At 63.6% G+C, this 19,251-nt stretch carries 22 protein-coding genes and 1 pseudogene; 8 read left to right on the forward strand and 15 right to left on the reverse strand.

Translation table 11 applies throughout. The features are described from left to right. Positions 1–4 precede the first annotated feature (4 nt). The 5 genes from I6F31_RS11390 to I6F31_RS11410 are packed head-to-tail and all read right to left on the reverse strand — an operon-like array spanning position 5 to position 5,384. Positions 5–1,537, reverse strand: a complete 1,533-nt coding sequence (locus I6F31_RS11390; protein ID WP_225185409.1) for an ABC transporter ATP-binding protein — start codon at positions 1,535–1,537, stop codon at positions 5–7. Further along, positions 1,534–2,217 (reverse strand): isochorismatase family cysteine hydrolase, encoded by a 684-nt coding sequence (locus tag I6F31_RS11395; protein WP_225185410.1) that lies wholly within the window; start codon positions 2,215–2,217, stop codon positions 1,534–1,536. The genes I6F31_RS11390 and I6F31_RS11395 overlap by 4 nt, the downstream gene beginning before the upstream one ends. Positions 2,218–2,234: 17 nt before the next feature. After that, entirely contained in the window at positions 2,235–3,161 is a 927-nt protein-coding gene (locus tag I6F31_RS11400; RefSeq protein WP_225142923.1) for an ABC transporter permease, read from the reverse strand. Position 3,162: 1 nt separating this feature from the next. After that, positions 3,163–4,275 carry an ABC transporter permease gene (locus I6F31_RS11405; RefSeq protein WP_225142921.1) on the reverse strand — a complete coding sequence of 371 codons (1,113 nt, stop codon included), beginning with the start codon at positions 4,273–4,275 and terminating at the stop codon, positions 3,163–3,165. Further along, positions 4,272–5,384 (reverse strand): BMP family ABC transporter substrate-binding protein, encoded by a 1,113-nt coding sequence (locus I6F31_RS11410; protein WP_225185411.1) that lies wholly within the window; start codon positions 5,382–5,384, stop codon positions 4,272–4,274. The genes I6F31_RS11405 and I6F31_RS11410 overlap by 4 nt, the downstream gene beginning before the upstream one ends. A 397-nt stretch (positions 5,385–5,781) precedes the next feature. Here I6F31_RS11410 and I6F31_RS11415 point away from each other — a divergent pair, with 397 nt between their 5' ends. Further along, complete coding sequence (locus I6F31_RS11415; protein ID WP_225143214.1) at positions 5,782–7,038, forward strand: allantoate amidohydrolase; 1,257 nt, start codon at positions 5,782–5,784, stop codon at positions 7,036–7,038. A 107-nt stretch (positions 7,039–7,145) separates the two neighbouring features. Next, positions 7,146–8,519, forward strand: coding sequence for a hypothetical protein (locus I6F31_RS11420; RefSeq protein WP_225142690.1), 1,374 nt, complete (start codon positions 7,146–7,148; stop codon positions 8,517–8,519). Between the two features lie 11 nt (positions 8,520–8,530). Here I6F31_RS11420 and I6F31_RS36690 read toward each other — a convergent pair. The 3 genes and pseudogenes from I6F31_RS36690 to I6F31_RS11430 all read right to left on the reverse strand — a co-directional run. Further along, a pseudogene (locus I6F31_RS36690) lies at positions 8,531–8,667 on the reverse strand (C4-dicarboxylate transporter DctA); the annotation flags it as partial. A 37-nt stretch (positions 8,668–8,704) separates the two neighbouring features. Then, positions 8,705–9,718, reverse strand: a complete 1,014-nt coding sequence (locus I6F31_RS11425; protein WP_225142692.1) for a formamidase — start codon at positions 9,716–9,718, stop codon at positions 8,705–8,707. A 135-nt stretch (positions 9,719–9,853) separates the two neighbouring features. Beyond that, positions 9,854–10,075, reverse strand: a complete 222-nt coding sequence (locus I6F31_RS11430; RefSeq protein ID WP_036007707.1) for a hypothetical protein — start codon at positions 10,073–10,075, stop codon at positions 9,854–9,856. A 351-nt stretch (positions 10,076–10,426) separates the two neighbouring features. On the opposite strand from I6F31_RS11430, the gene I6F31_RS11435 reads away from it, so the two are divergent. Continuing rightward, positions 10,427–10,603, forward strand: coding sequence for a hypothetical protein (locus I6F31_RS11435; protein WP_167361687.1), 177 nt, complete (start codon positions 10,427–10,429; stop codon positions 10,601–10,603). 19 nt (positions 10,604–10,622) lie between these two features. Here the strand turns inward: I6F31_RS11435 and I6F31_RS11440 are convergent, their stop codons facing one another. The 3 genes from I6F31_RS11440 to I6F31_RS11450 all read right to left on the reverse strand — a co-directional run bounded on the left by I6F31_RS11440 (position 10,623) and on the right by I6F31_RS11450 (position 13,302). Beyond that, positions 10,623–12,002 (reverse strand): VWA domain-containing protein, encoded by a 1,380-nt coding sequence (locus I6F31_RS11440; protein WP_036007773.1) that lies wholly within the window; start codon positions 12,000–12,002, stop codon positions 10,623–10,625. A gap of 5 nt (positions 12,003–12,007) precedes the next feature. Further along, positions 12,008–12,955 (reverse strand): MoxR family ATPase, encoded by a 948-nt coding sequence (locus I6F31_RS11445; RefSeq protein ID WP_036007771.1) that lies wholly within the window; start codon positions 12,953–12,955, stop codon positions 12,008–12,010. Positions 12,956–13,101: 146 nt separating this feature from the next. Beyond that, the gene (locus I6F31_RS11450; protein WP_036007702.1) at positions 13,102–13,302 is read right to left on the reverse strand and encodes a hypothetical protein; all 201 of its coding nucleotides are present in this window, start codon (positions 13,300–13,302) and stop codon (positions 13,102–13,104) included. 223 nt (positions 13,303–13,525) lie between these two features. On the opposite strand from I6F31_RS11450, the gene I6F31_RS11455 reads away from it, so the two are divergent. Then, positions 13,526–14,500 carry a quinone oxidoreductase gene (locus I6F31_RS11455; RefSeq protein WP_036007700.1) on the forward strand — a complete coding sequence of 325 codons (975 nt, stop codon included), beginning with the start codon at positions 13,526–13,528 and terminating at the stop codon, positions 14,498–14,500. A 162-nt stretch (positions 14,501–14,662) separates the two neighbouring features. On the opposite strand, the gene I6F31_RS11460 is transcribed toward I6F31_RS11455, so the two are convergent. Beyond that, a complete protein-coding gene (locus I6F31_RS11460) occupies positions 14,663–14,938 on the reverse strand; it encodes a hypothetical protein (RefSeq protein WP_036007697.1) in 276 nt (91 codons plus the stop codon). 100 nt (positions 14,939–15,038) lie between these two features. Further along, the gene (locus I6F31_RS11465) at positions 15,039–15,647 is read right to left on the reverse strand and encodes a S24 family peptidase (RefSeq protein WP_036045323.1); all 609 of its coding nucleotides are present in this window, start codon (positions 15,645–15,647) and stop codon (positions 15,039–15,041) included. Between the two features lie 155 nt (positions 15,648–15,802). On the opposite strand from I6F31_RS11465, the gene I6F31_RS11470 reads away from it, so the two are divergent. Together I6F31_RS11470 and I6F31_RS11475 are read left to right on the forward strand one after the other, a co-directional pair. Further along, positions 15,803–16,339 (forward strand): GcrA family cell cycle regulator, encoded by a 537-nt coding sequence (locus I6F31_RS11470; RefSeq protein ID WP_157283862.1) that lies wholly within the window; start codon positions 15,803–15,805, stop codon positions 16,337–16,339. Between the two features lie 45 nt (positions 16,340–16,384). Next, positions 16,385–16,960 carry a hypothetical protein gene (locus tag I6F31_RS11475; RefSeq protein WP_225142695.1) on the forward strand — a complete coding sequence of 192 codons (576 nt, stop codon included), beginning with the start codon at positions 16,385–16,387 and terminating at the stop codon, positions 16,958–16,960. Between the two features lie 45 nt (positions 16,961–17,005). On the opposite strand, the gene I6F31_RS11480 is transcribed toward I6F31_RS11475, so the two are convergent. Beyond that, positions 17,006–17,362 (reverse strand): hypothetical protein, encoded by a 357-nt coding sequence (locus I6F31_RS11480; RefSeq protein WP_036007687.1) that lies wholly within the window; start codon positions 17,360–17,362, stop codon positions 17,006–17,008. A 570-nt stretch (positions 17,363–17,932) separates the two neighbouring features. Between I6F31_RS11480 and I6F31_RS11485 the strand changes: the two genes are divergently transcribed. Next, positions 17,933–18,118, forward strand: a complete 186-nt coding sequence (locus I6F31_RS11485; RefSeq protein ID WP_036007684.1) for a hypothetical protein — start codon at positions 17,933–17,935, stop codon at positions 18,116–18,118. A 133-nt stretch (positions 18,119–18,251) separates the two neighbouring features. Next, positions 18,252–18,593, forward strand: a complete 342-nt coding sequence (locus I6F31_RS11490; RefSeq protein WP_036007681.1) for a phasin — start codon at positions 18,252–18,254, stop codon at positions 18,591–18,593. A gap of 287 nt (positions 18,594–18,880) precedes the next feature. Here I6F31_RS11490 and I6F31_RS11495 read toward each other — a convergent pair whose 3' ends face one another. Beyond that, entirely contained in the window at positions 18,881–19,198 is a 318-nt protein-coding gene (locus I6F31_RS11495) for a cytochrome c (RefSeq protein WP_036007678.1), read from the reverse strand. Positions 19,199–19,251 lie beyond the last annotated feature (53 nt).

Consider the following 19,251-nt stretch of genomic DNA (forward strand, 5'->3'; position numbering starts at 1 on the left):
CCGTTCAGTGTCCTGCCATGTGGCGGCCGACCACCGTGAGATCGGCTTCGCTGGTCCGCGCTTCATACACGAATTCGCCGTGGAACATCACCACCAGCCGATCTGACAGTTCGAGCAGCTCGTCGAGGTCCTCGCTGACGAGCAGGACGGCGGCGCCGCGGTTGCGCGCGGCCATGATCTCGGCATGGATCTGCGCCACCGCCGCGAAATCGAGGCCGAAGCAGGGATTGGCGGCGATCAGCACCTCGACGTCGCCGCCGAGCTCGCGGGCCAGCACAGCCCGCTGCACGTTGCCGCCCGATAGCGCCGAGATCGGCGTATCGGGCGTGCGGGTCTTGATCTTGTACCGGGCGATCTTCGTCCTCGCGTCGTCGCGAAAGGCGCGAGGGTTGAGCCACCAGCCGCCGCGGGCGAAGGGGGCACGGTCGAATTCCCGGAAGGCGACGTTTTCGGCGACGCTCATGCCGCCGACGCAGGCATTCTTCAGCGGCTCCTCGGGCAGCAGCGACATCCTGTGCCGCCGCATCTCCTCGCGGCTTGCGTGATAGGGATCGCTGGCGACGCGCACCTCCCCGCTTTCGGCCTCGCGCTGGCCGGCCAGCACCTCGACGAGCTGGCGCTGGCCATTCCCGGAAACGCCGGCGATGCCGACGATCTCGCCGGCGCGGACGGTGAGCGAGACATCGTGCACGGCAACGGCGCCCGCATCGTCCAGGGCGCGGAGCTTTTGCAGCTCCAGCCTGGCCTGACCGGCTTCGCCGGTGCGCGGCGGCTGCACCGTCAACTCCTCGGCACCGATCATGGTGCGGGCCATCGCGTCCGGCGTCAGCTCGGAAACCTTGCCGGCTCCAGCGAGCTTGCCGCGGCGCAGGATGGTGACGTCATCGGCAAACGCCATGACCTCGCGGAACTTGTGCGTGATCATCAGGATGGTCAGCTCGCCCTTCACAACCATGTCGCGGAGCATGCCGAGCACCTCGTCGGCTTCCGCCGGGGTCAGCACCGAGGTCGGCTCGTCCAGGATCAGGAAGCGTCGCTTCAGATAGAGCTGCTTGAGGATCTCGCACTTCTGCCGTTCGCCGGCAGAGATGTCGGAGACCTTTGCGGAGAGCGGTACCTTGAAGGGCATGCGGCCCAAGAACGCCTCCAGCTCCTTCATCTCGTTCGGCCAGTTCACCACGGCTGGCACGTCGTCGCGCGCCAGCACGAGATTTTCGGCAACGGTCATCGCCGGCACCAGCGTAAAATGCTGATAGACCATGCCGAGGCCGAGCGCGTGGGCATCCTTCGGGTTGGCGATCGCCTGCTCGCGGCCGCCGACGAGAATGTCGCCTTCGGTCGCGTGGTAATAGCCCATGATGCATTTGACGAGGGTGGATTTGCCGGCGCCATTCTCGCCGAGCAGCGCATGGAACGAGCCCGGCCGCACCTTCAGCTCGACATTGTCCAGCGCCAGGAAGTCGCCGAAGCGCATGGTCATGGCGATGGCATCGACGCCGAAGGCGCCCGATGGCGGCGGCGTTTCGCCGATGATCACGAAATTGCTCCGATGAAGGCATCAGAGGTCGCGACTGCGCCGAACACGCCGCCCTGCATCTTGATCATCTTCAGCGCGTGGTCGTGGTTGCTCTTGTCGGTCGCGCCGCAGCAATCGTGCAGCAGGACGCATTCGAAGCCGCGGTCGTTGGCCTCGCGCATCGTGGTGTGGACGCAGACGTCGGTCGTGATCCCGGTCAACACGATGTTCTCGATGCCGCGCACGCGCAGGATCAGCTCCAGATCGGTGGCGCAGAACGAGCCCTTGCCGGGCTTGTCGATGATCGGCTCGCCCGGTAGCGGCGCGAGTTCTTCGATGATGTCCCAGCCGGGCTCGCCGCGCACCAGGATGCGTCCGCACGGGCCGGGATCGCCGATGCCGGCGCCGATCTGGCGCGAGCGCCAGCGCTTGTTGGCGGGCAGGTCGGAGAGATCGGGGCGGTGGCCCTCGCGGGTATGGATGATATGGAAGCCTTGCTTGCGCATCACTGCGAGCAGCCGCTTGATCGGCTCGATAGGTGCCCGTGTCAGCGAGAGGTCGTAGCCCATCTTGTCGACATAGCCGCCGACGCCGCAGAAATCGGTCTGCATGTCGATGATGATCAGCGCGGTGTTCTCGGGGCGGAGATCACCATTGTAGGGCCAGGCATAGGGCTCGGACTTGATGTAGCGCTCGGGCATGGACGACCTCGTGCGTGTTACCGTGTGATCGAGAGTTCGGCGGGCGCGCCGGTCAGCGTCCGCTTCGGCGAGCAGGTGATGATCATGATCGCCAGCGTCAGGATGTAGGGCGCGGCGTTGAAGAGGTGATAGCCAGAGGTGACGCCGACCGATTGCAGCGCCGGACCCAGCGCCGCCGCGCCGCCGAAGGCGAGCGAGGCCCACAGGCAGAGCAGGGGATCCCAGCGCGCGAAGATCACGAGCGCCACGGCGGTGATGCCCTGGCCCGAGGAAAGGCCCTCGTTCCAGCTTCCGGGGTAGAACAGGGACAGAAACGAGCCGCCGATGCCCGCGAGGAAACCACCGGCCATGGTGGCGCGCAGGCGGATCAGCAGCACGGAATGGCCCATCGCGCGTGCGGCATCCGCGCTCTCGCCGGCGGTGCGGATGAGCAAGCCCCAGCGGGTGGTGCGGAAGGCCCAATAGAGGATTGGCGCCAGCGCCACGCCGATCAGGAACAGCACGTTGATGCGCAGCGCTGCCTGGACTTGCGGGATGTCGCTCCACCAGCCGAAGTCGACGGCGGGCAGCCGCGGCGCTGTCGGCTCGATCAGCGGCTTGCCGAGATAGAACGCAAGGCCAGTGCCGAACAGCATCAAGGCGATGCCCACGGCAACGTCGTTGACGCGCGGCAGCGAGCAAATGCCGGCATGCAGCGCACCCAGCAGCGCGCCGGTGATGCCGGCGGCAAGCACCCCGAGCCACGGAGAGCCGGTGAGATAGGAGATGCCATAGGCGCTCATCGCGCCCATCACCAGCGTGCCTTCCAGGCCGAGATTGATGCGGCCCGCGCGCTCGGTGATGCATTCGCCCAGGCTCACGAACAGGAATGGGGTGGAGACGCGAATGGCGCCGCCGAGGATGGCGAGCGGGACGGTCCAGAGGCCGATCGATCCGTCTGCCATCTCAGGATTTTCCCTTCAGGAATCCGATGCGGCCGTAGAGCGCATCGCTGGCGAGCACGAAGACGAAGATGATGCCCTGCAGCACCAGCACGGACGCATCGGGCAGCCCCAGGCGGCGTTGCAGCAGGCCGCCGCTGGCGCTGATGCCGCCGAGCAGGATCGCGACGGGAATGATGGCGAGCGGATTCTGCCGCGCCAGAAAGGCGACGAGAATGCCGGTGAAGCCGTAGCCGGCGGCGAGGTTGGCGTTGGTGCGTCCCTGCACGGCGGCGACCTCGACCATGCCGGCGAGGCCAGCCGCGCCGCCGGCAAGGAAGCAGACGGTCAGGATCAGCTTGTCGACGCCGAGACCGACGATCTTCGCAGCACGGATGTTGCCGCCCGCCACGCGCGCGGCGAAGCCGAACACAGTGTGATAGATCAGGATGTAGGAGGCGATGGCAGCGACCAGGCCGAACACGAGGCCCCAATGCACGTCGGTGCCTGGAATGGAGCCGATCATGTTGGCGGCGCCGATCTCGCGGGTCGACGGCTTGTTGAGGCTGGCGGGATCGCGCATCAGCCCCTCGACGAGATGGTTGAGGATCGCGAGCGCGATGTAGACGAGCAGCAGGCTCGAGATGGTCTCGTTGACGCCGCGATATTGCCGCAAGCCGCCCGAGAGCATGATCCAGAGCCCGCCGCCGATCACGCCGGCGCAGACCATGGCGACCTGCACCACGAGCGGCGGCATGCCTTGAAGCGCGAGTGCGGCGCTGGTTGCGGACAATGCGCCGATCAACAGCGCGCCTTCGCCACCGATGATGACCATGCCGAGTTGCGCCGGCAGCGCGGTACAGAGTGCGGTGAGGATCAGGGGCGCTGCGCGCGTCAGCGTGTTCTGCCAGGAGAACCAGGTGCCAAACGCGCCGTAATACATGTAGAAATAGAGATCGAGCGGATTCTTGCCGAACATCGCGACGAAGATGCCGAACACCGCGAGCGCGCCGACCAGCGCCGCGCCCGGGATCAGGACATATTCGATCGTGCCGCCGTGACGCTGGAGGAAACCGGGATCGGCGGCCGGGGCGACTGTCCCGACCGCGTCCGTGGAATCCGCCGCTTCCGTCGTCACGAAGTGGCTCCGAGCACGCCCTCGACCAGGTAGTCCATCTTCTCCAGTTCAGGATGCTTCTGGCCGCGGTCGGTACCGACAGGGATCACCGTCTTGCCCTTGTTGTCGACCAGCCCACCCTTGAAGATGGCGAAGCCTTCTGCCGACAGGAATTTTGCCTTGGCCGCGTCGGCCGCCTTGCGCGCTTCGGCCGAGACCGCTTCGCCATAGGGCGAGGTCTTGACGATCTCTTCCTTCAGGCCGCCGCGGTAGAAATTCGGGATGCCTTCGCCGGAGGCGATCATCTTGACGAACTTCGGATAGAGCGCTTCCCAGTTCCACTCCGCGCCGGTGAGATAGGCCTTGGGTGCCAACGCCGACTGGTTGGTGTGATAGCCGCAGACGAAGGCGCCGCGCCGCGCCGCGTTCTCGACCATGGTCTTGGGCCCATCGACGTGGCAGGTGAGCACGTCCACGCCCTGATCGATCAGGCTGTTGGTGGCTTCGGCCTCCTTGACCGGCATCGACCAGTCGCCAGTGAAGATCACCTGCGTGGTGGCCTTTGGATTGACGGACTTGGCGCCAAGCGTGAAGGCGTTGATGTTGCGCAGCACTTGAGGGATCGGCTTGGCCGCGACAAAGCCGAGCTTGCTGCTCTTCGATGTCAGGCCGGCGACGATGCCGGAGATGTACTGAGCCTCGTCGATATAGCCGAAATAGCTGCCGGCGTTCTTGGGGTCCTTCTCGCTCCAGAGGCCGCCGCAATGCTCGAAGCGGAGCTTCGGGTACTTGTTGGCCATCTTGATCATGTGCGGATTGTAGTACCCGAACGAGGTCGGGAAGAGCAGGGTGGCGCCATCGAGATTGATCATGGACTCGATCGTCTTCTCGACCGCATCGGTCTCCGGCACCTTCTCCTCCTCGACCACCTTGAGGCCGGGAATCTTCTTCAGCGCCGCCGCGCCCTGCGCGTGCGCCTGATTGTAGCCGTAGTCGTCGCGCGAGCCGACATAAATGAAGCCGATGGTGGTCTCGGCCGCGAAAGCCGGGCGCAGGCCCGCTGCCGCGCCGAGGGTGAGGGCCGCGCCGCCCCGCAACACATGACGTCGTGAAATCCTGCCAGAATCCATTGCTCGCTCCCCTTGGCGGATGTTCCGCCTTGATCTCACGGCTGCGCCGGCGTGGCGGAGCCGGGGTCAGATGTCGCAAGCTTCGTGCCAGAGACTATGAAGCATGCAGTTTGCGATAAGTACTTGAAATAAATATGAAATAATCAGTGTGCTGAACTTGGCGAGGAAGGCGGCAGACTAATTTATGAGCAGTATAAAAGCATTGTATGCAGTGGAGTTGAGCAGCCCGAACCTGCTCGCGCATGTGCATGACGGTCGTCGGACGGTCGGCCGGCAAGGCGCATTCATGCTAACCACGCGCTGACTGGGACGGCGCCGGAGGATGTTCGCTGGCACCGAACTTGTATCGATTGTCGTCAGGACCGCCGTGTCCTTAGAAGATGGAAAGCTCGCCGAGATGGGCGCTGGTACCGTTCACGATGCATCGCTCGGCAATGAGATCGTTCGCCGGATCAACGAGCTCGGCGCGATTTCGGAAGAGCCCGAGAAGCTCACCCGCATCTTCCTCAGCAAGGAGCTGCGCAAGGCCGCGGACCTCATCATGGGGTGGATGCGCGAGGCCGGCATGAGCGCCCATCTCGATGCGATCGGCAATGTCTGCGGACGGTACGAAGGCGACCGGCCGGGCATGCCCTGCCTGATGCTCGGCTCGCATTACGACACCGTGCGCGATGCCGGCAAATGGGATGGACCGCTGGGTGTGATCACCGCGATCTCTTGCGTCGCCGATCTCAACCGCCGCGGCAAGCGCCTGCCATTTGCGATCGAGGTGATCGGCTTTGCCGACGAGGAGGGGGTGCGGTTCGCTTCGACCTTACTCGGCAGCCGTGCGGTGGCCGGCACCTTCGATGAGAGCGTGCTGAATACGCGCGACAGCGACGGCGTGTCGATGCGCGAGGCGCTCGTGCAGTTCGGCCTCGACCCCGACCATATCGGTGCGGCCGCGCGCGCGCGGCGCGAGCTGCTTGCTTATCTCGAATTGCACATCGAGCAGGGCCCGGTGCTGGAAGCGCAGAACCTGCCCGTGGGCGTCGTCACCGCCATTGCCGGGGCCACGCGCCTTGCGGCCCGGCTCTCCGGTATGGCCGGTCATGCCGGCACCGTGCCGATGGCGCTGCGCCGAGATGCGCTCGCCGGCGCGGCCGAATGCATCAATGCGATCGAGCAATTTTGCCGCACCGACGAGGGCGGCCTCGTCGGCACCGTGGGCTACATCCAGGCGAGGCCCGGCGCGACCAACGTCATTCCGGGTGAGGTATCCTTCACCATCGACATGCGCGCGCCGACCGACATGCATCGCAAGCGCGCGGTGGCCGATGTCGTGCGCCAGATCGAGGCGATCGCCAAGCGGCGACAGCTGGCGCTTCAGCTCGACGTTACCCACGAGAACCGCACCGCGCCCTGCGCGCCCTGGCTCAAGCAGCAGATCGCGCAAGCGATCGAAGCCGAAGGCTTCTCCGTGTTCGAGCTGCCGAGCGGGGCAGGGCACGACGGCATGGCGATGATCGACATTGCCGATGTCGGCATGATCTTCGTCCGCTGCCGCGGCGGCATCAGCCATCACCCGGACGAGCATGTCGAGCTCGCCGATGCCGACGCCGGCGCGCGTGTGCTGCTGCGGGTGATCGAGAATTTCGGGCCGCGCAAGGCGTAGGCGAGCGTCACGAACCCGCAAGTCACCGGGTAGAGATACGAATCAGTCATGTTTAAGATGGTGGCCATCATCACGAGGGTCACGAGACAATCAGCCGATTGACGGACATGAACAGCGACATCTCTTTTCCATCACATCGTGAAAACCGGTTCTATCAGGGGATGGCTGCGACCTTCGTCGCCAACGCCCTTCAGGCGGTCAATTTCCTCGGTGATCGATTCCTGAGACAATCGCATCATTCGTTGTCGGCGATCGAGGACCTCTATCGGCACTCGATGGACAGCGCCTTTTCGGTGACCGAGGCCTTCCTCGTCACCGGCGCACCGCACGCCTCGGCCTATTACCCCCGCGACTTCGCCTGGTTCTATCCCGACGTTCTCGATCCTGAAACCATCATGGATGCGCAGGACGCCGTGCGACGGGTCCGTCTGCTCGAGAAGAGCGTGCGCCTGCTGCTGGAGGCCGTTCGCGCCGACGTGGTCACCACGACCATCGTACCGGCCGGGCGCGGCCGGTATCTCGGCGTGAACTATTTTTCGCGACCCTCGGATACGCTGCTCGGCATTCTCGCCGGTCTGCAGCAGATGATCTCTGCCGAGGAGAGGGCGTCGTCTTACCTTGAGATGTCGCAATGCGCGCACGCCGGCCGCTTGTTGCTGGCCGAATATGGCGGAGACCTGAAGCGCGCGATCCTGAAGCTTGCGAGCGAGCTGGAGTCCTTCGACGCTGACGGCACCAGATATTTGCTGTGCGACGCCAACGGCCCGCGCTCCGCGGCGACGGATACCCGCGCCGAGCGCCGGCGTTTCGTCACCAATGCCTGCGTCTGCACGACCTTCGTGTGGGGCGTGCAGCTCGGGATCGTCGGCGAGAACGAGCTGAAGCGGCTGCTCGGGCGCGACCTTGCGCAGTACAAGAGGGATCTGCTCCGCCTCTTCGGCAAGAACGGCTACATCAGGCATTCCCTGGACGGCCCGGCGAGCTCACCGGCATCGTCGGTCGCATTGGATTTCGTCAGCGTGCATCGCGGCTTCTGGGATATGAGCGAGGCGAGCGAGCGCGCGCTGTTCGCGGCCACGACGGATGTGATCATCGCCGAGCCACGGTTTCGCATTCCGAGCACGTTCCACTTCCTGGTTTCGGCGGACAACCCGCGGACCAAGATGATCCACAAGATTGCAGCTCCCGCATATCAGGGGCGTTCCTCCTGGCCGACGTTCAACGTCGAATTTGCCGACCGCATGCTGGATTACGATGAGTTCTCGGGTGGCGATACCTATCGGGCCTGCGCGCAAGGAATCCTGAAGGACATTCGCGCCGCGACCGAACTCCACGGCGGCTATCAGGAGCTGATTTCGGAGCAAGGTCTGAAGTATCGCACCTGGGCCTATAAGGGTGCCGTGGCCCACTCGTGGTTTCCGCGCTTTCTGTCGGTCTGGAGGAGGGCCTACGGCACGCCACTCCTCCAGTGGAACGATTGATCGCCGAACCTCTATCCCGCCGTCACGTCGACCACCTCGCCGCCCTCCAGCACCTTGGCCGCCTTGGCCGGTCGAGATCGCCTTCCCGGGCCGCGACCACGACGGTTGCGACGCAATTGCCGACGAGGTTGCCGAGCGCGCAGGCCACGGTGCCAGATTGTCGCGGTTTCACCCGAGAAACCGGCTTATTCCGCCGCCTTCGCCGTCTTGCCGAACATCCGCGTCGGGGCCGGGAAGCCGCACGAGGTGCCGTCGGTGACCTTGACCTGATTTTCCCACGGCAATCGGAAGGTGCCGGCGACCATGTCCTGCATGAAGGTGTAGGGGCAGTCCATCGCGCCGCCCTTCACCGCGACATAGCCGCGGTGCCAGAGCTGGTAGATGTTGTTTTCGACGCCCCAGTTGATGCGGGCTTCGCGCACGAGATCCGGCCGGACCTCTGCGGTGATGATCTCGTCGGCACGGCCGGTCGTACCATGCGCCAGGACCGTGCCGTCGAAATTGATGATCATGCCTTCGCCCATGGAATCGAACGAGCCGTCCGAGCCGCACATGCAGACATTTGCGGTGATCATCAGATTCTGAAACGAATTGGCCTGGTTGGTGAAGCGCCAGGCTTCGCGGATCGGCGCGGTGTAGCCGGCGGTGCGGATCATGATCTCCGCGCCTTTGTAGGCGCATTCCCGTGCCATCTCCGGGAACATGCCGTCATGGCAGATGATCAGCGCGATCTTCGCGCCCTTCGGTCCCTCGATCACGGGAATGCCGATGTCGCCGGGCTCCCACGGCTCGACCGGAATCCAGGGATGAAGTTTGCGATAGTAGAGCTTGATCTCGCCGTGATCGTCGATGATCAGGCCCGAGTTGTAGGGATTGCCATGCGGGTTGAACTCCATGATGGAGAAGCAGCCCCAGATCTTGTTATCGACACAGGCCTGCTTGAAGGCCGCAACCTCCGGTCCGTCAAGCCGACACATGATCTCCGGATTGGTGTCCATCGACAGGCCGTGCAGCGAGTATTCGGGGAAGACCACCAGATCCATGGTGGAGAGATTGCGGCGGGCCTTGCCGACCATCCAGACGATGCGCTCGGTCTGCCTGGCGAGATCGGCCGCGCTCACCACGCTAGGCAGCTGCAGCTGCACAAGTCCGATAACCACACCGTTGGGGGATTTGTTCAGCCCGCCAAGCCCGTTCATGATCAGCTCCCTTGCCTGTCTGGCGCAGCGTCGTTGCGCGCCAGATCTTGTCGCAAGAAGCAAATCCGATTTCGATGAAGAGCTAAAGGTTATTTTTCAGGCGATGGCGCAGTTACGCGGCAGCAGGCGATCTCGTCACGCCACGAGATCGAGCAGCCGGCATGAGCCGCGCACCAGCACCTTGCGTCCTGTGGATGTTATCGCAGGCACGCCGTCATTCATGACAACGAGGCCGAGCTTGGCGAGGCTTTCGACGAGATAGGCCTTCGCGAGGCGACCGTTCGACACCGGGTTGCGAAGCGCCTTTAGCGCTTCCCACTGGTCGGTCGATAGATCAAACTCGAAATCGTTGCTCATGGTGCCTCAGCCGATCGTCCGGTTCGCGTGCCCCTGTTAGCGGCGCCGCATGAAGACCATGCGACGACAATGAGTCGGGAATTCGGTCAGCTGTTTAGAACATCTCTTCACAAATTGCGGCACTTCGTTGCGCCACAAGAGTTAACGTCGTTAGTGCACGACTACCGTCACGTTCTCCGATCACTAATTGATGATCCGCACTTGATGTTGCGATGCGAGCTGCCGCAGTGCACGGCAAGCATCACTGTCCTATTTGGCGTCGCGATATGCACAGAAATGATGAGGCGGGAGATTGAGGACTCTGTTACCTTGGCCTGCGGGGAATGGCTTCACACGGCCGGAGTGGAGTGCATGAACAGGCTGGTGGAAATTCGCAGGCAGGAATTCCTTTGCCGAGAGCGCGCGGCGCTCGATTCGAAGCGCCGGCCGTTCTGGCTGGCGCAGGCAGAAGAATGGGAGCAGCGCGCGCTCGACGAAATCGCGCGTCACTTTCGGGAATGCAATCAGGCCGAGCTGAACGCCGCCTGACGGAGGCGGCTGTTATTGCTTATTGATAAGTCGCCACAATATCGGAAACAGCGCGTTCGAGCTGTTGCGCGGTGGCGCATTGGCGCACGACGCTGCAAAAGGTTGCGTAGCGCGGCATCTCGGAATCGCCAAAGCCCCAGGCGAGCCGCCCCTCGGGATTGAGCCAGACCAACCGCTTCGAACGCTCGGAGATCCGGCGCAAAATGTCGGCGCGTGGGTCGAGATTGTTGCTGCGGGCATCGCCGAGCACGATCACCGTGGTCTGCGGCGTCAGCGCGCTCATGAACTCCTTCTCGAAATCGACCAGCGAGGCGCCGTAATCCGACGAGCCGAAACCGACCTTGGACATGATCTCGGACATCGCCTCCTCCGGCGACTTCGTCTCCAGGATCTCGCTGACCTCGATCAGGTGCGAAGAGAAGGCGAAGGAGCGGACGTCGTCGACCACCTCGTGCAGCGAGTGGATCAGCAGCAGGAAGAAGTCCGAGACTTGCGCAACGGAGCCCGAGACGTCGCACAGCGCGACGATCTTCGGCCTGTCGCGATGCTTGCGCTTCCATGCCGTGAGGAAGGGCACGCCGCCCCAGGCTGCGTTGCGGCGGAGCGTGCGGCGAACGTCGAGATGGCCGCGGCGCTGGCGCTTGCGCGGCTTGGAATAGCGCTCGCGCAGCCGGCGTGCGATCTGGCGGATGAGGGCACGCATCTCGGCGACCTGGCGCCGCTCGATGCGGGCAAGCGGCGCGTTGCGCAGGATCTCGTTGCGGAGGTTCTCGGCCTCCTCGCGGGCATAGAGTGCGAGCCCTTGCGAGACCGTATCGCGCACGGCTTCGCGCAAGGCATCGAGCGCGGCGCGCAGGCGCTCGGCCAGCGACGGGTTGGTCGCGGTCAGTTGGTCGAGATCGTCGCGCAGGCGCTGGAGGCCCATGGCGTCGAGGATGCGGCTGGAGAATATGCCGCGCTGGGTGGAGTAGCGGATGTCGGACAGGGAGGCCGCGCCGGAGGCGCTGGCAATCGCGGCAGCGATCGCGTTGCGATCCTGCGACAATAGCATCTGCGCCAAGGGACCCAGGCCCTGGGAAGGCTGACCTTCGCCCGCCTCGCTCGCCGAGCCGGCGGAGGGCGGCTGATCCTCGCCTTGCGCAGCATCGTCTTCGCCGGCAGCCTCAGGCTGCTCCTGTCGCGGCTCCGGCTGGCTGAAGAACAGATCAAAGCAGTCGCCGAGCGCGAGCTTCTCGTCCTGCGACTTGGCGAGCGTCAGCAGCAGCGCATCGCGTAGCACGGCGCGGTCGGAGATGCCGACCTGCGCGACGGCGCGCATCGCATCGATGCTTTCGGCCGGCGAGACGTGAACGCCAGCCCCGCGTGCCGCCCGAAAGAAGCGATGGAGATTTTCGCGCATCGGCGTCAACCGAAGACGTTGGACCGGGCCGCCTTGGCAATGAAGGTCGTCACCTGCGGCGTCGCGGCCTCGATGTCGGCTTCGTATTTCAGGAGCACGTTGAGCGTGTCCTTGACGATCTCAGTATCGAGTTCGGAAGCCTGGAGCAGTACCAGCACACGCGCCCAGTCGATGGTCTCGCTGACCGAGGGCAGCTTCTTCAGATCCAGCGAGCGGATCTCGTGGATGAAGCCGACCATCTGCCGGCGCAGCGTCTGCGAGATGCCGGGCACACGGCTTTCGACGATGCGCTCCTCGAGCCGCTGCTCGGGAAAGCCGATATGCAGATGCAGGCAGCGTCGCTTCAGGGCATCGCCGAGGTCGCGCTCGCTGTTGGAGGTGAGGATCACCGTCGGCGGCGTGATCGCCGAAACGGTTCCGAGCTCGGGGATCGTGACCTGGAAGTCGGACAGGATTTCCAGCAGCAGCGATTCGAATTCGGCGTCCGACTTGTCGATCTCGTCGATCAGGAGCACGCAGCCGCCCGGCTGCTCAAGCGCCTGGAGCAGCGGCCGCGGCTCGACGAATTCCTTGGAGAAGAACACGTCGCCGAAATCGTGGAGCTGGTCGAGCGCGGCATGCAGCGTCTGCGCGCCGCCGAGAACCTCGCCGAGCTTGTCCTTGAGGATCTGCGTGTAGAGAAGCTGCTTGGCGTATTTCCACTCGTAGAGCGCCTTGGCCTCGTCGAGGCCCTCATAGCATTGCAGGCGGATCATCTTCATGCCGCGCCAAGCCGCGATCGCCTTGGCGAGCTCGGTCTTGCCGACGCCCGCGGGGCCCTCGACCAGGATCGGCTTCTCGATCTGCTGCGACAAATAGACGGCAGTCGCGATCTGCCGGCTCGCGATGTAGCCCTGCGCGGCGAGGCCGCTCTCCACTGCCTCGATCGAGGTCGAGGCCTTCTGATCAGCCACGAAAGGGCGCTCCCAAAGGTCTTGCTTGAGGCTTGTTCTGCCTGCGTTCCAGGCAAAGAACAAGCCACGTTTGGGAGACATCTGACCCGCGTGAACGGCGTTTTTCCGCTAAGCGCAAATAGTTGAGCGCTTCGCTGTTGGCGCGATCAGTGCCGCAGCAGCTCCGGCTTGCGGATCGTCTGCCTCAGCTCGGCGCCGCAATCGGCGCATTCATAGACGAAGTCGATCTTGGCTAGGCTCCAATGCGGCTCGACCTCGCGCACATACATCGGCAGGAACCCCATACAGGTAGGGCAATTCACTGGCGCGATTTCGACGTCCTGATGATGCTGAACGTAAGCTGGCATCTCGGCTCTCCTTCGCAGGCGACCATCAAACCCCGCGCAAGGCTACTGCGGGTCGCCGCGGGGCCCTCATCAACTCTTTCGAACGGAGGCGGAACGGCGGCTGTTTGTGGTTCGCTGTGACATTCTTGTTACGGCTTCTATACTGTAACGGGCGGACCAAATGCCTATTTCACAGGCCGATCCGGTGTTCGAACTTTCATTTCAACGATAAAGGAGCACGCCCATGACGCATGCCATTCGCTTTCACAAAACCGGCGGTCCGGAAGTCCTGGTCTGGGAGGAGGTCAGCGTCGGCAAACCTGGGCCCGGCGAGGCGCGCATCCGCCACACCGCGGTCGGCCTCAATTTCGTCGACATCTATAACCGTTCCGGCCTCTATCCGGCGCAACTGCCGAGCGGGCTCGGCAGCGAGGCGGCTGGCGTCGTCGAAGAGGTCGGGCCTGGCGTCAGCGATCTGAAGCCGGGCGATCGCGTCGCTTATGGCGCCTCGCCGCTCGGGGCGTATGCGGAGGCGCGGCTGATCCCCGCCGACCGGCTGTTGAAATTGCCCGACGGCGTCGACGACAAGACGGCGGCGGCGATGATGCTCAAGGGGCTCACCACGCAATATCTGATCCGCCAGACCTATCGGGTGAAAGCCGGCGATACCATCCTGCTGCATGCGGCCGCCGGCGGTGTCGGCCTGATCTTGAGCCAGTGGGCCAAGCATCTCGGCGCGACCGTGATCGGCACCGTCAGCAACGACGAGAAGGCGAAGCTCGCCAAGGCGCATGGCTGCGACCATGTCATCATCTATACAAGGGAAGATTTCGTGAAGCGGGTCGACGAGATCACCGGCGGCAAGAAAGTGCCAGTGGTTTACGACTCCGTCGGCAAGGACACGTTCCTGAAATCGCTGGATTGCCTCGCCCCGCTCGGCGTCGCCGCGCTGTTCGGCCAGTCCTCCGGCGCGGTGGAGCCGCTTAATCTTGGCCTGCTCGCCCAGAAGGGCTCGCTCTACGTCACGCGTCCGACGCTGTTTACCTACGCCGCCAAGCGCGAAAATCTGGTGGCGATGGCGAATGAGCTGTTCGACGTCGTCAAGTCCGGCGCGGTCAAGATCGAGGTGCACCAGACCTACCCGCTAAAGGACGCCGCCAAGGCGCATGCCGATCTTGCGGCACGCAAGACCACGGGATCGACCGTTCTCCTGGTGTAATGCCCAACGGGACGGTGGCGCGCCCTAAAGCGCGATGCGATTAGGATGAATCGTCACGTCATCGCGCTTTAGGCTGTTGATTGATCATGATCGTTTCGGAAAACCGCTGCACACTTTGCGCTAACGCGGCCCTTCAGGTCTGGATCATGCTCTAGGCCTGAGTCACGTCCTCTCGTGCTTGCGCAGGTCGTGGATGTGGTCGAGGCGGATTGCCTGGAGATCGACGTCCTCGGGCTCGATCTGTGGGAGGGCCGCCTCGGCCAGGATGGCCGCGGTGACATCTTCGACCGAGTTCTCCACGATCTCGTGGATGAACGAGACGTTCCGATACTCACCCGAGGCGAGGCGGGAAATGACCTCGCGCCGGGTGATTTCGGGATCGACGACCGCCTCGCGGCCCCGCCGTCCATAATCGATCATCACGACGAAGTATTGCATGAAACGACCCTGCCGCGCCCCATGGTCGGGACGCGGCAGATTATTTCCGAAAATCGGAACTATGTCAAGTGTGATTTCTTTTAATCAGAAGTGGCAGCCCTCATTTGCCCTTCTTGCGCGGCCGCGCCGACTTCGCGCGCAGCCGCTCAAGCTGTCCCTTGGGCATGGACAGGCAGATCTCCCCGACCCAGTCAAGCTTGACGCCGACGATCGGCTTGGCATTGAAGCTCGTGAGGTTGACCACTGAGGGAGATTTGCCCCGCTCGATGGTCTTCAGATAGCGCTCGCCGGTCTTGAGGCGGACCACTGCCTCTTCGCCGTAGAAGCTCGACAGCGGGTGGCGCTGGTCCTTGTAGACGACGATCACGTCGCCGCTTTCGTATTTGGGCAGCATCGAATCGCCCACGATCTCGAATGCGATCGTCTCTTCCATGATCGGGAAGGGCAACGCGACGTCGCCGAGACCTTCCGGCGGAACCTGTTCGTAGTCCGGCTCGATCACGGCGCCGGCTCCGACGCGCCCCATGATCGGCGCGAGATTGAGCTCGAGATATTCCATGATCGGAATGATCTCCGAGGCCTTCACCAGGCGCTCGCCGCCGAGAATCTCCGAGACCGCGCCGGGCCGCACGCCCATGGCCGCAGCCAGGCCGCCCTTGCTCTTGCCCGTCTTCTCCAGGCCCCGCTCGATCATTGCTACGTCCAACATGGTGATTCCCTCGATTGCGCACCGTCTCGCCTCTTGTAATCCGAAATTCGGAATTGATGCAATTATGAATATCAGAAATACGGCTTGACTCTGTATTCGGAATAACGGAATGTGCGTCTCGCCTCCCGGGTGGAGGCGCATCACAGGACAGCAGCATGGAACCGGGCCATTGGCCGTCGGAGCACTCCGACGCGCTTCGCGACTATTTTCACAAAGGCATGTCTTATGCGGAGATCGGAAGACAGATAAACGCAAGGTTTGGAACGGCTTATACGCGCAGCGCGGTGGTCGGCCGCGCCAAGCGGCTCGGGCTCATCGTGCCGCAATGGATGACGAGCCCGGCGCTCGCGCCGCCCTTGCCGGGTGAACCCAGCCTGCTTTCGCCGCGCCGGGTGGCGTGGCCGAGCCTCAATCTGCCGCCGAAGTCCGCCATGAAGCCTGCGGCGCGGGTGAAGTTGCGCTGTGTCGGCATCCAGCCGCGCCTGATCCAATTGGTCGAGCTCGAGCCGGCCGACTGCCGCTATCCCTATGGCGGCGACAAGGACGGTGAGGAGATCACCTTCTGCGGCCACCCGCGCCAGCCGGGCTCGAGCTATTGCGCGCCGCATGGCCGTCTGACGCGCCGTTCCGAGGCTGCGTCGGCGGCCCGTGCCGCAGGCCCGGTCGTGCTGAAGCTGGTCTCGGCGCTCTGACGGTGCCGCCCTCCGTTCAACTCTCAGTCTTGCAAGGAGATCCGAGTGGCTCGTGCCCGACGCAACAAGTCCTACAAATTGGCGCAGATCTACGACCGGCGGTCGCGGGAGGTGCCGTTCAACGCCGAGATCGCGGAGGTGGAAGTCGACAATCCGCTCGCGCTCGGTTCCGGCGAGAAGATCCTGGCGATCCGGTCGGTCCGCGGCGATCCGCTTGGCCGGCTGCACGCGCACCATCAGATCGACGAGGCGCAGTACCGCGGCGGCCGCGCCTTCCAGAACGATTGGGAGCGGGCGGAGCGCGGCCCGCAGGCGGTGGATACGACGCGCGAATATGTCGATGGGACGGGCACGCGTGAGGTCGTCACCGAAAGCCAGCGCCAGGCGGTGCTGCGGCTCAACAGGATCGAACGAGAGCTCGGCACCGACGGCGCCGCGCTGGTGCACGACGTGCTGGTGCTGGGTCTGACCATGGATCAGGTTGGGCAGCGTCGTGCCGTCCGCACGCAACGCTGGAACGATTACTTCGCGCGGCGTTTCCGCGAATGCCTGGACCGGCTGGCGCTGATCTACGGCTTCGCGACGGAGACGGGAACGGCGCGCGGGGGCCGACGTGGATGATTGCGGAGCGCCGGCGGTCTCGGCCGCCGGCGTCCCGCCCATTGCTTACGGGTGAGGGACGATCTGGTAAGGCGTGGTGTAGGGCTCGACGCGCAGCGAGGCATGGGCCAGCAGCCCGATCTTGGCTGTCGGTGCCTGCTGTAATTCGCCGTTGGGGCCACGATGCACGTTGTATTGCCAGACGGTGAGATCGCCCTTCTGTGCCAGCGCGTGTGCGACGGCGCTCGCATCATTGCCGCCGAGCGCCTGAAGCTCCTGCGCCGACAGTCCGACGACGATTTCGTCCTTGACGGTGACGATCTTGAACAGGTTCATCTTGGTCTCCTGCGCCCATGCGCCTTGTGTCGAGAGGGTGAGAAGCGCGATTGCGGCGCCCTTGATGAGATCGCAGCGAGAAAGCATGCCGTCGTCCTTTTGGTGCTGAGGCGCGCCCAAATCGAAGAGTTTTCAGCCATGGCGCCCGTGTCTGCGTGGCCGTGCCGCAACGGCTTGGTCGCTCGCGCGTGGACGGCGGTTCACGGTGGACCGGCCGCGAGATCGACTTTCACGCGCTTAATGCAACCGCCGGGACGGATTCAACAAATGCGTGTATCTTGCTGAAGAATCGCCAATTCGTGCGCGCTAACGTGCATTTAACATCGGAAACACGACGAAACCCCGTGTTGATTGACAGCAAGAGGGGCTGTGCGCGTGATTGATGACGCTTCTTGACGCAGGTGGGTGACGGCGATCGATATTCCTGTTATCCGGAAAACGCTGTGGCGCGATGCAGACCAAGCATCGCTATACCCACGGTTGGGCTTGCCGGATGGGTTGTTGCTTGGCATAGTTGCAACCAGATGGAAGCCGTCGTTTGGACGCGGTTCAGCCTGCAACCCGGCGGGTCCCTTCGGCCGAACGTTCGTCGCCATAGTTCTGTTGCGGCGTTCGGTTCTCGAGCGGATCACGACCGATGCTTGTCATAGGTGCGAGATGAAAAACCTCAATTTCGCGGCTGAGCTGCATCTCAAGCTCGGTGTGCCTGCAGGCAGCACCGTGGAAAGTCTGCGTCTGCTCCGGGCCTTCCTGAAGCTCGCGCCGCGACAGCGCTTCGAGGTGATCAAGCTGGTCGAAGATCTCGCCACCGACGAAGCTCTTCCCGAGCACCCCTTATCCTAGAGCCCGGCCGCGCGCCCATCCTGCCCATTTTCCTGCCAGAGCAGGCTCCCCGGCATCGTTCGCCGGAACGCTGGCGGCTGGATGGCGGTCAGGCAAATGTGGTATTCAGACGGAAAAAGGGAGGAGTGAGACCATGATCGAACCGAAAATCGAAGTTCCGGCCGAACTGCGTGATTTGGCCGAGAAGACCATCGACCAGGCCGAAAAGGCCTTCGGCATGTTCTTTGAAGCGGCGACCAAATCGATGTCGTCCGTTCCGGGGGCGGGGACAGAGGTGTCGAAGCAGGCGTTGGCTTTCACGGAGCAGAACATGAAGTCGGCCTTCGAGCATGCGCGCAAGCTGGTGCATGCCACCGACCTCCAGGAGGCGATGCGAATCCAATCCGATTTCCTCCGCAGTCAGTTCACCAGCGCCGGAGATCACATGCGTCAGATGACCGGCAGTCTCATGCAACCCGGCAAGGGCAAGTCCTGATTTTCGGTCTGTGTACAGCGTGCCCACAAATTGATCTTGTATGACGTGAAGATCCGCGCTTCGATACCGGTGCAGGTCCATGATGGGCCACCGAATGATCTCATTCGCCGTCTGTCATCCTTTCTGCTGATCCCTGCCGGTCCACCGGCAGGGATTTGCATTTGCAGCCTTCGTGCAGCCCGGCGTGACCATCCGGGATGAAGCTCAGACTATTGCTGAAGTATGACCTTCGGAAAAGCGCGCCGCTCGGTTTGCGCGAGCGCGGCCTTCGGCGGCCGATCAGGCATCTAACGCAGCGATGCGATGTAGGCCGCGATATCGCCGGCTTCGGTTCGGCTCAGGGGAAAATTCGGCATCTTCGGGTGCGGATCGAGCAGGAAGAATGCGAGCCTTTCCGCACTGAAATCCGGCCTGCGCGCGACGGACGCAAAGGAAGGGACGTCGGCGCTCGCCTGAGCCTGTCCGTTCGCCACGACATGGCAGCTCGCGCACCAGCGCCTGGCGAGTTCGGCGCCGTGACCGGCATCAGCACCGAGAGCGGACGACGAGCCGAAGCCAGAGACGAGGCCAAGCAGCAGGAAAATCCGTCTCACATGTCGGAGCATAGGGCAATCTTTCTGCATTCGCTTGCGGCTGCCGCGCTCATCCGCAGCAGGAT

The sequence above is a fragment of the Bradyrhizobium sp. NBAIM01 genome (assembly GCF_020194115.1).
In the GTDB taxonomy this organism is placed as follows: Bacteria; Pseudomonadota; Alphaproteobacteria; order Rhizobiales; family Xanthobacteraceae; genus Bradyrhizobium; species Bradyrhizobium yuanmingense.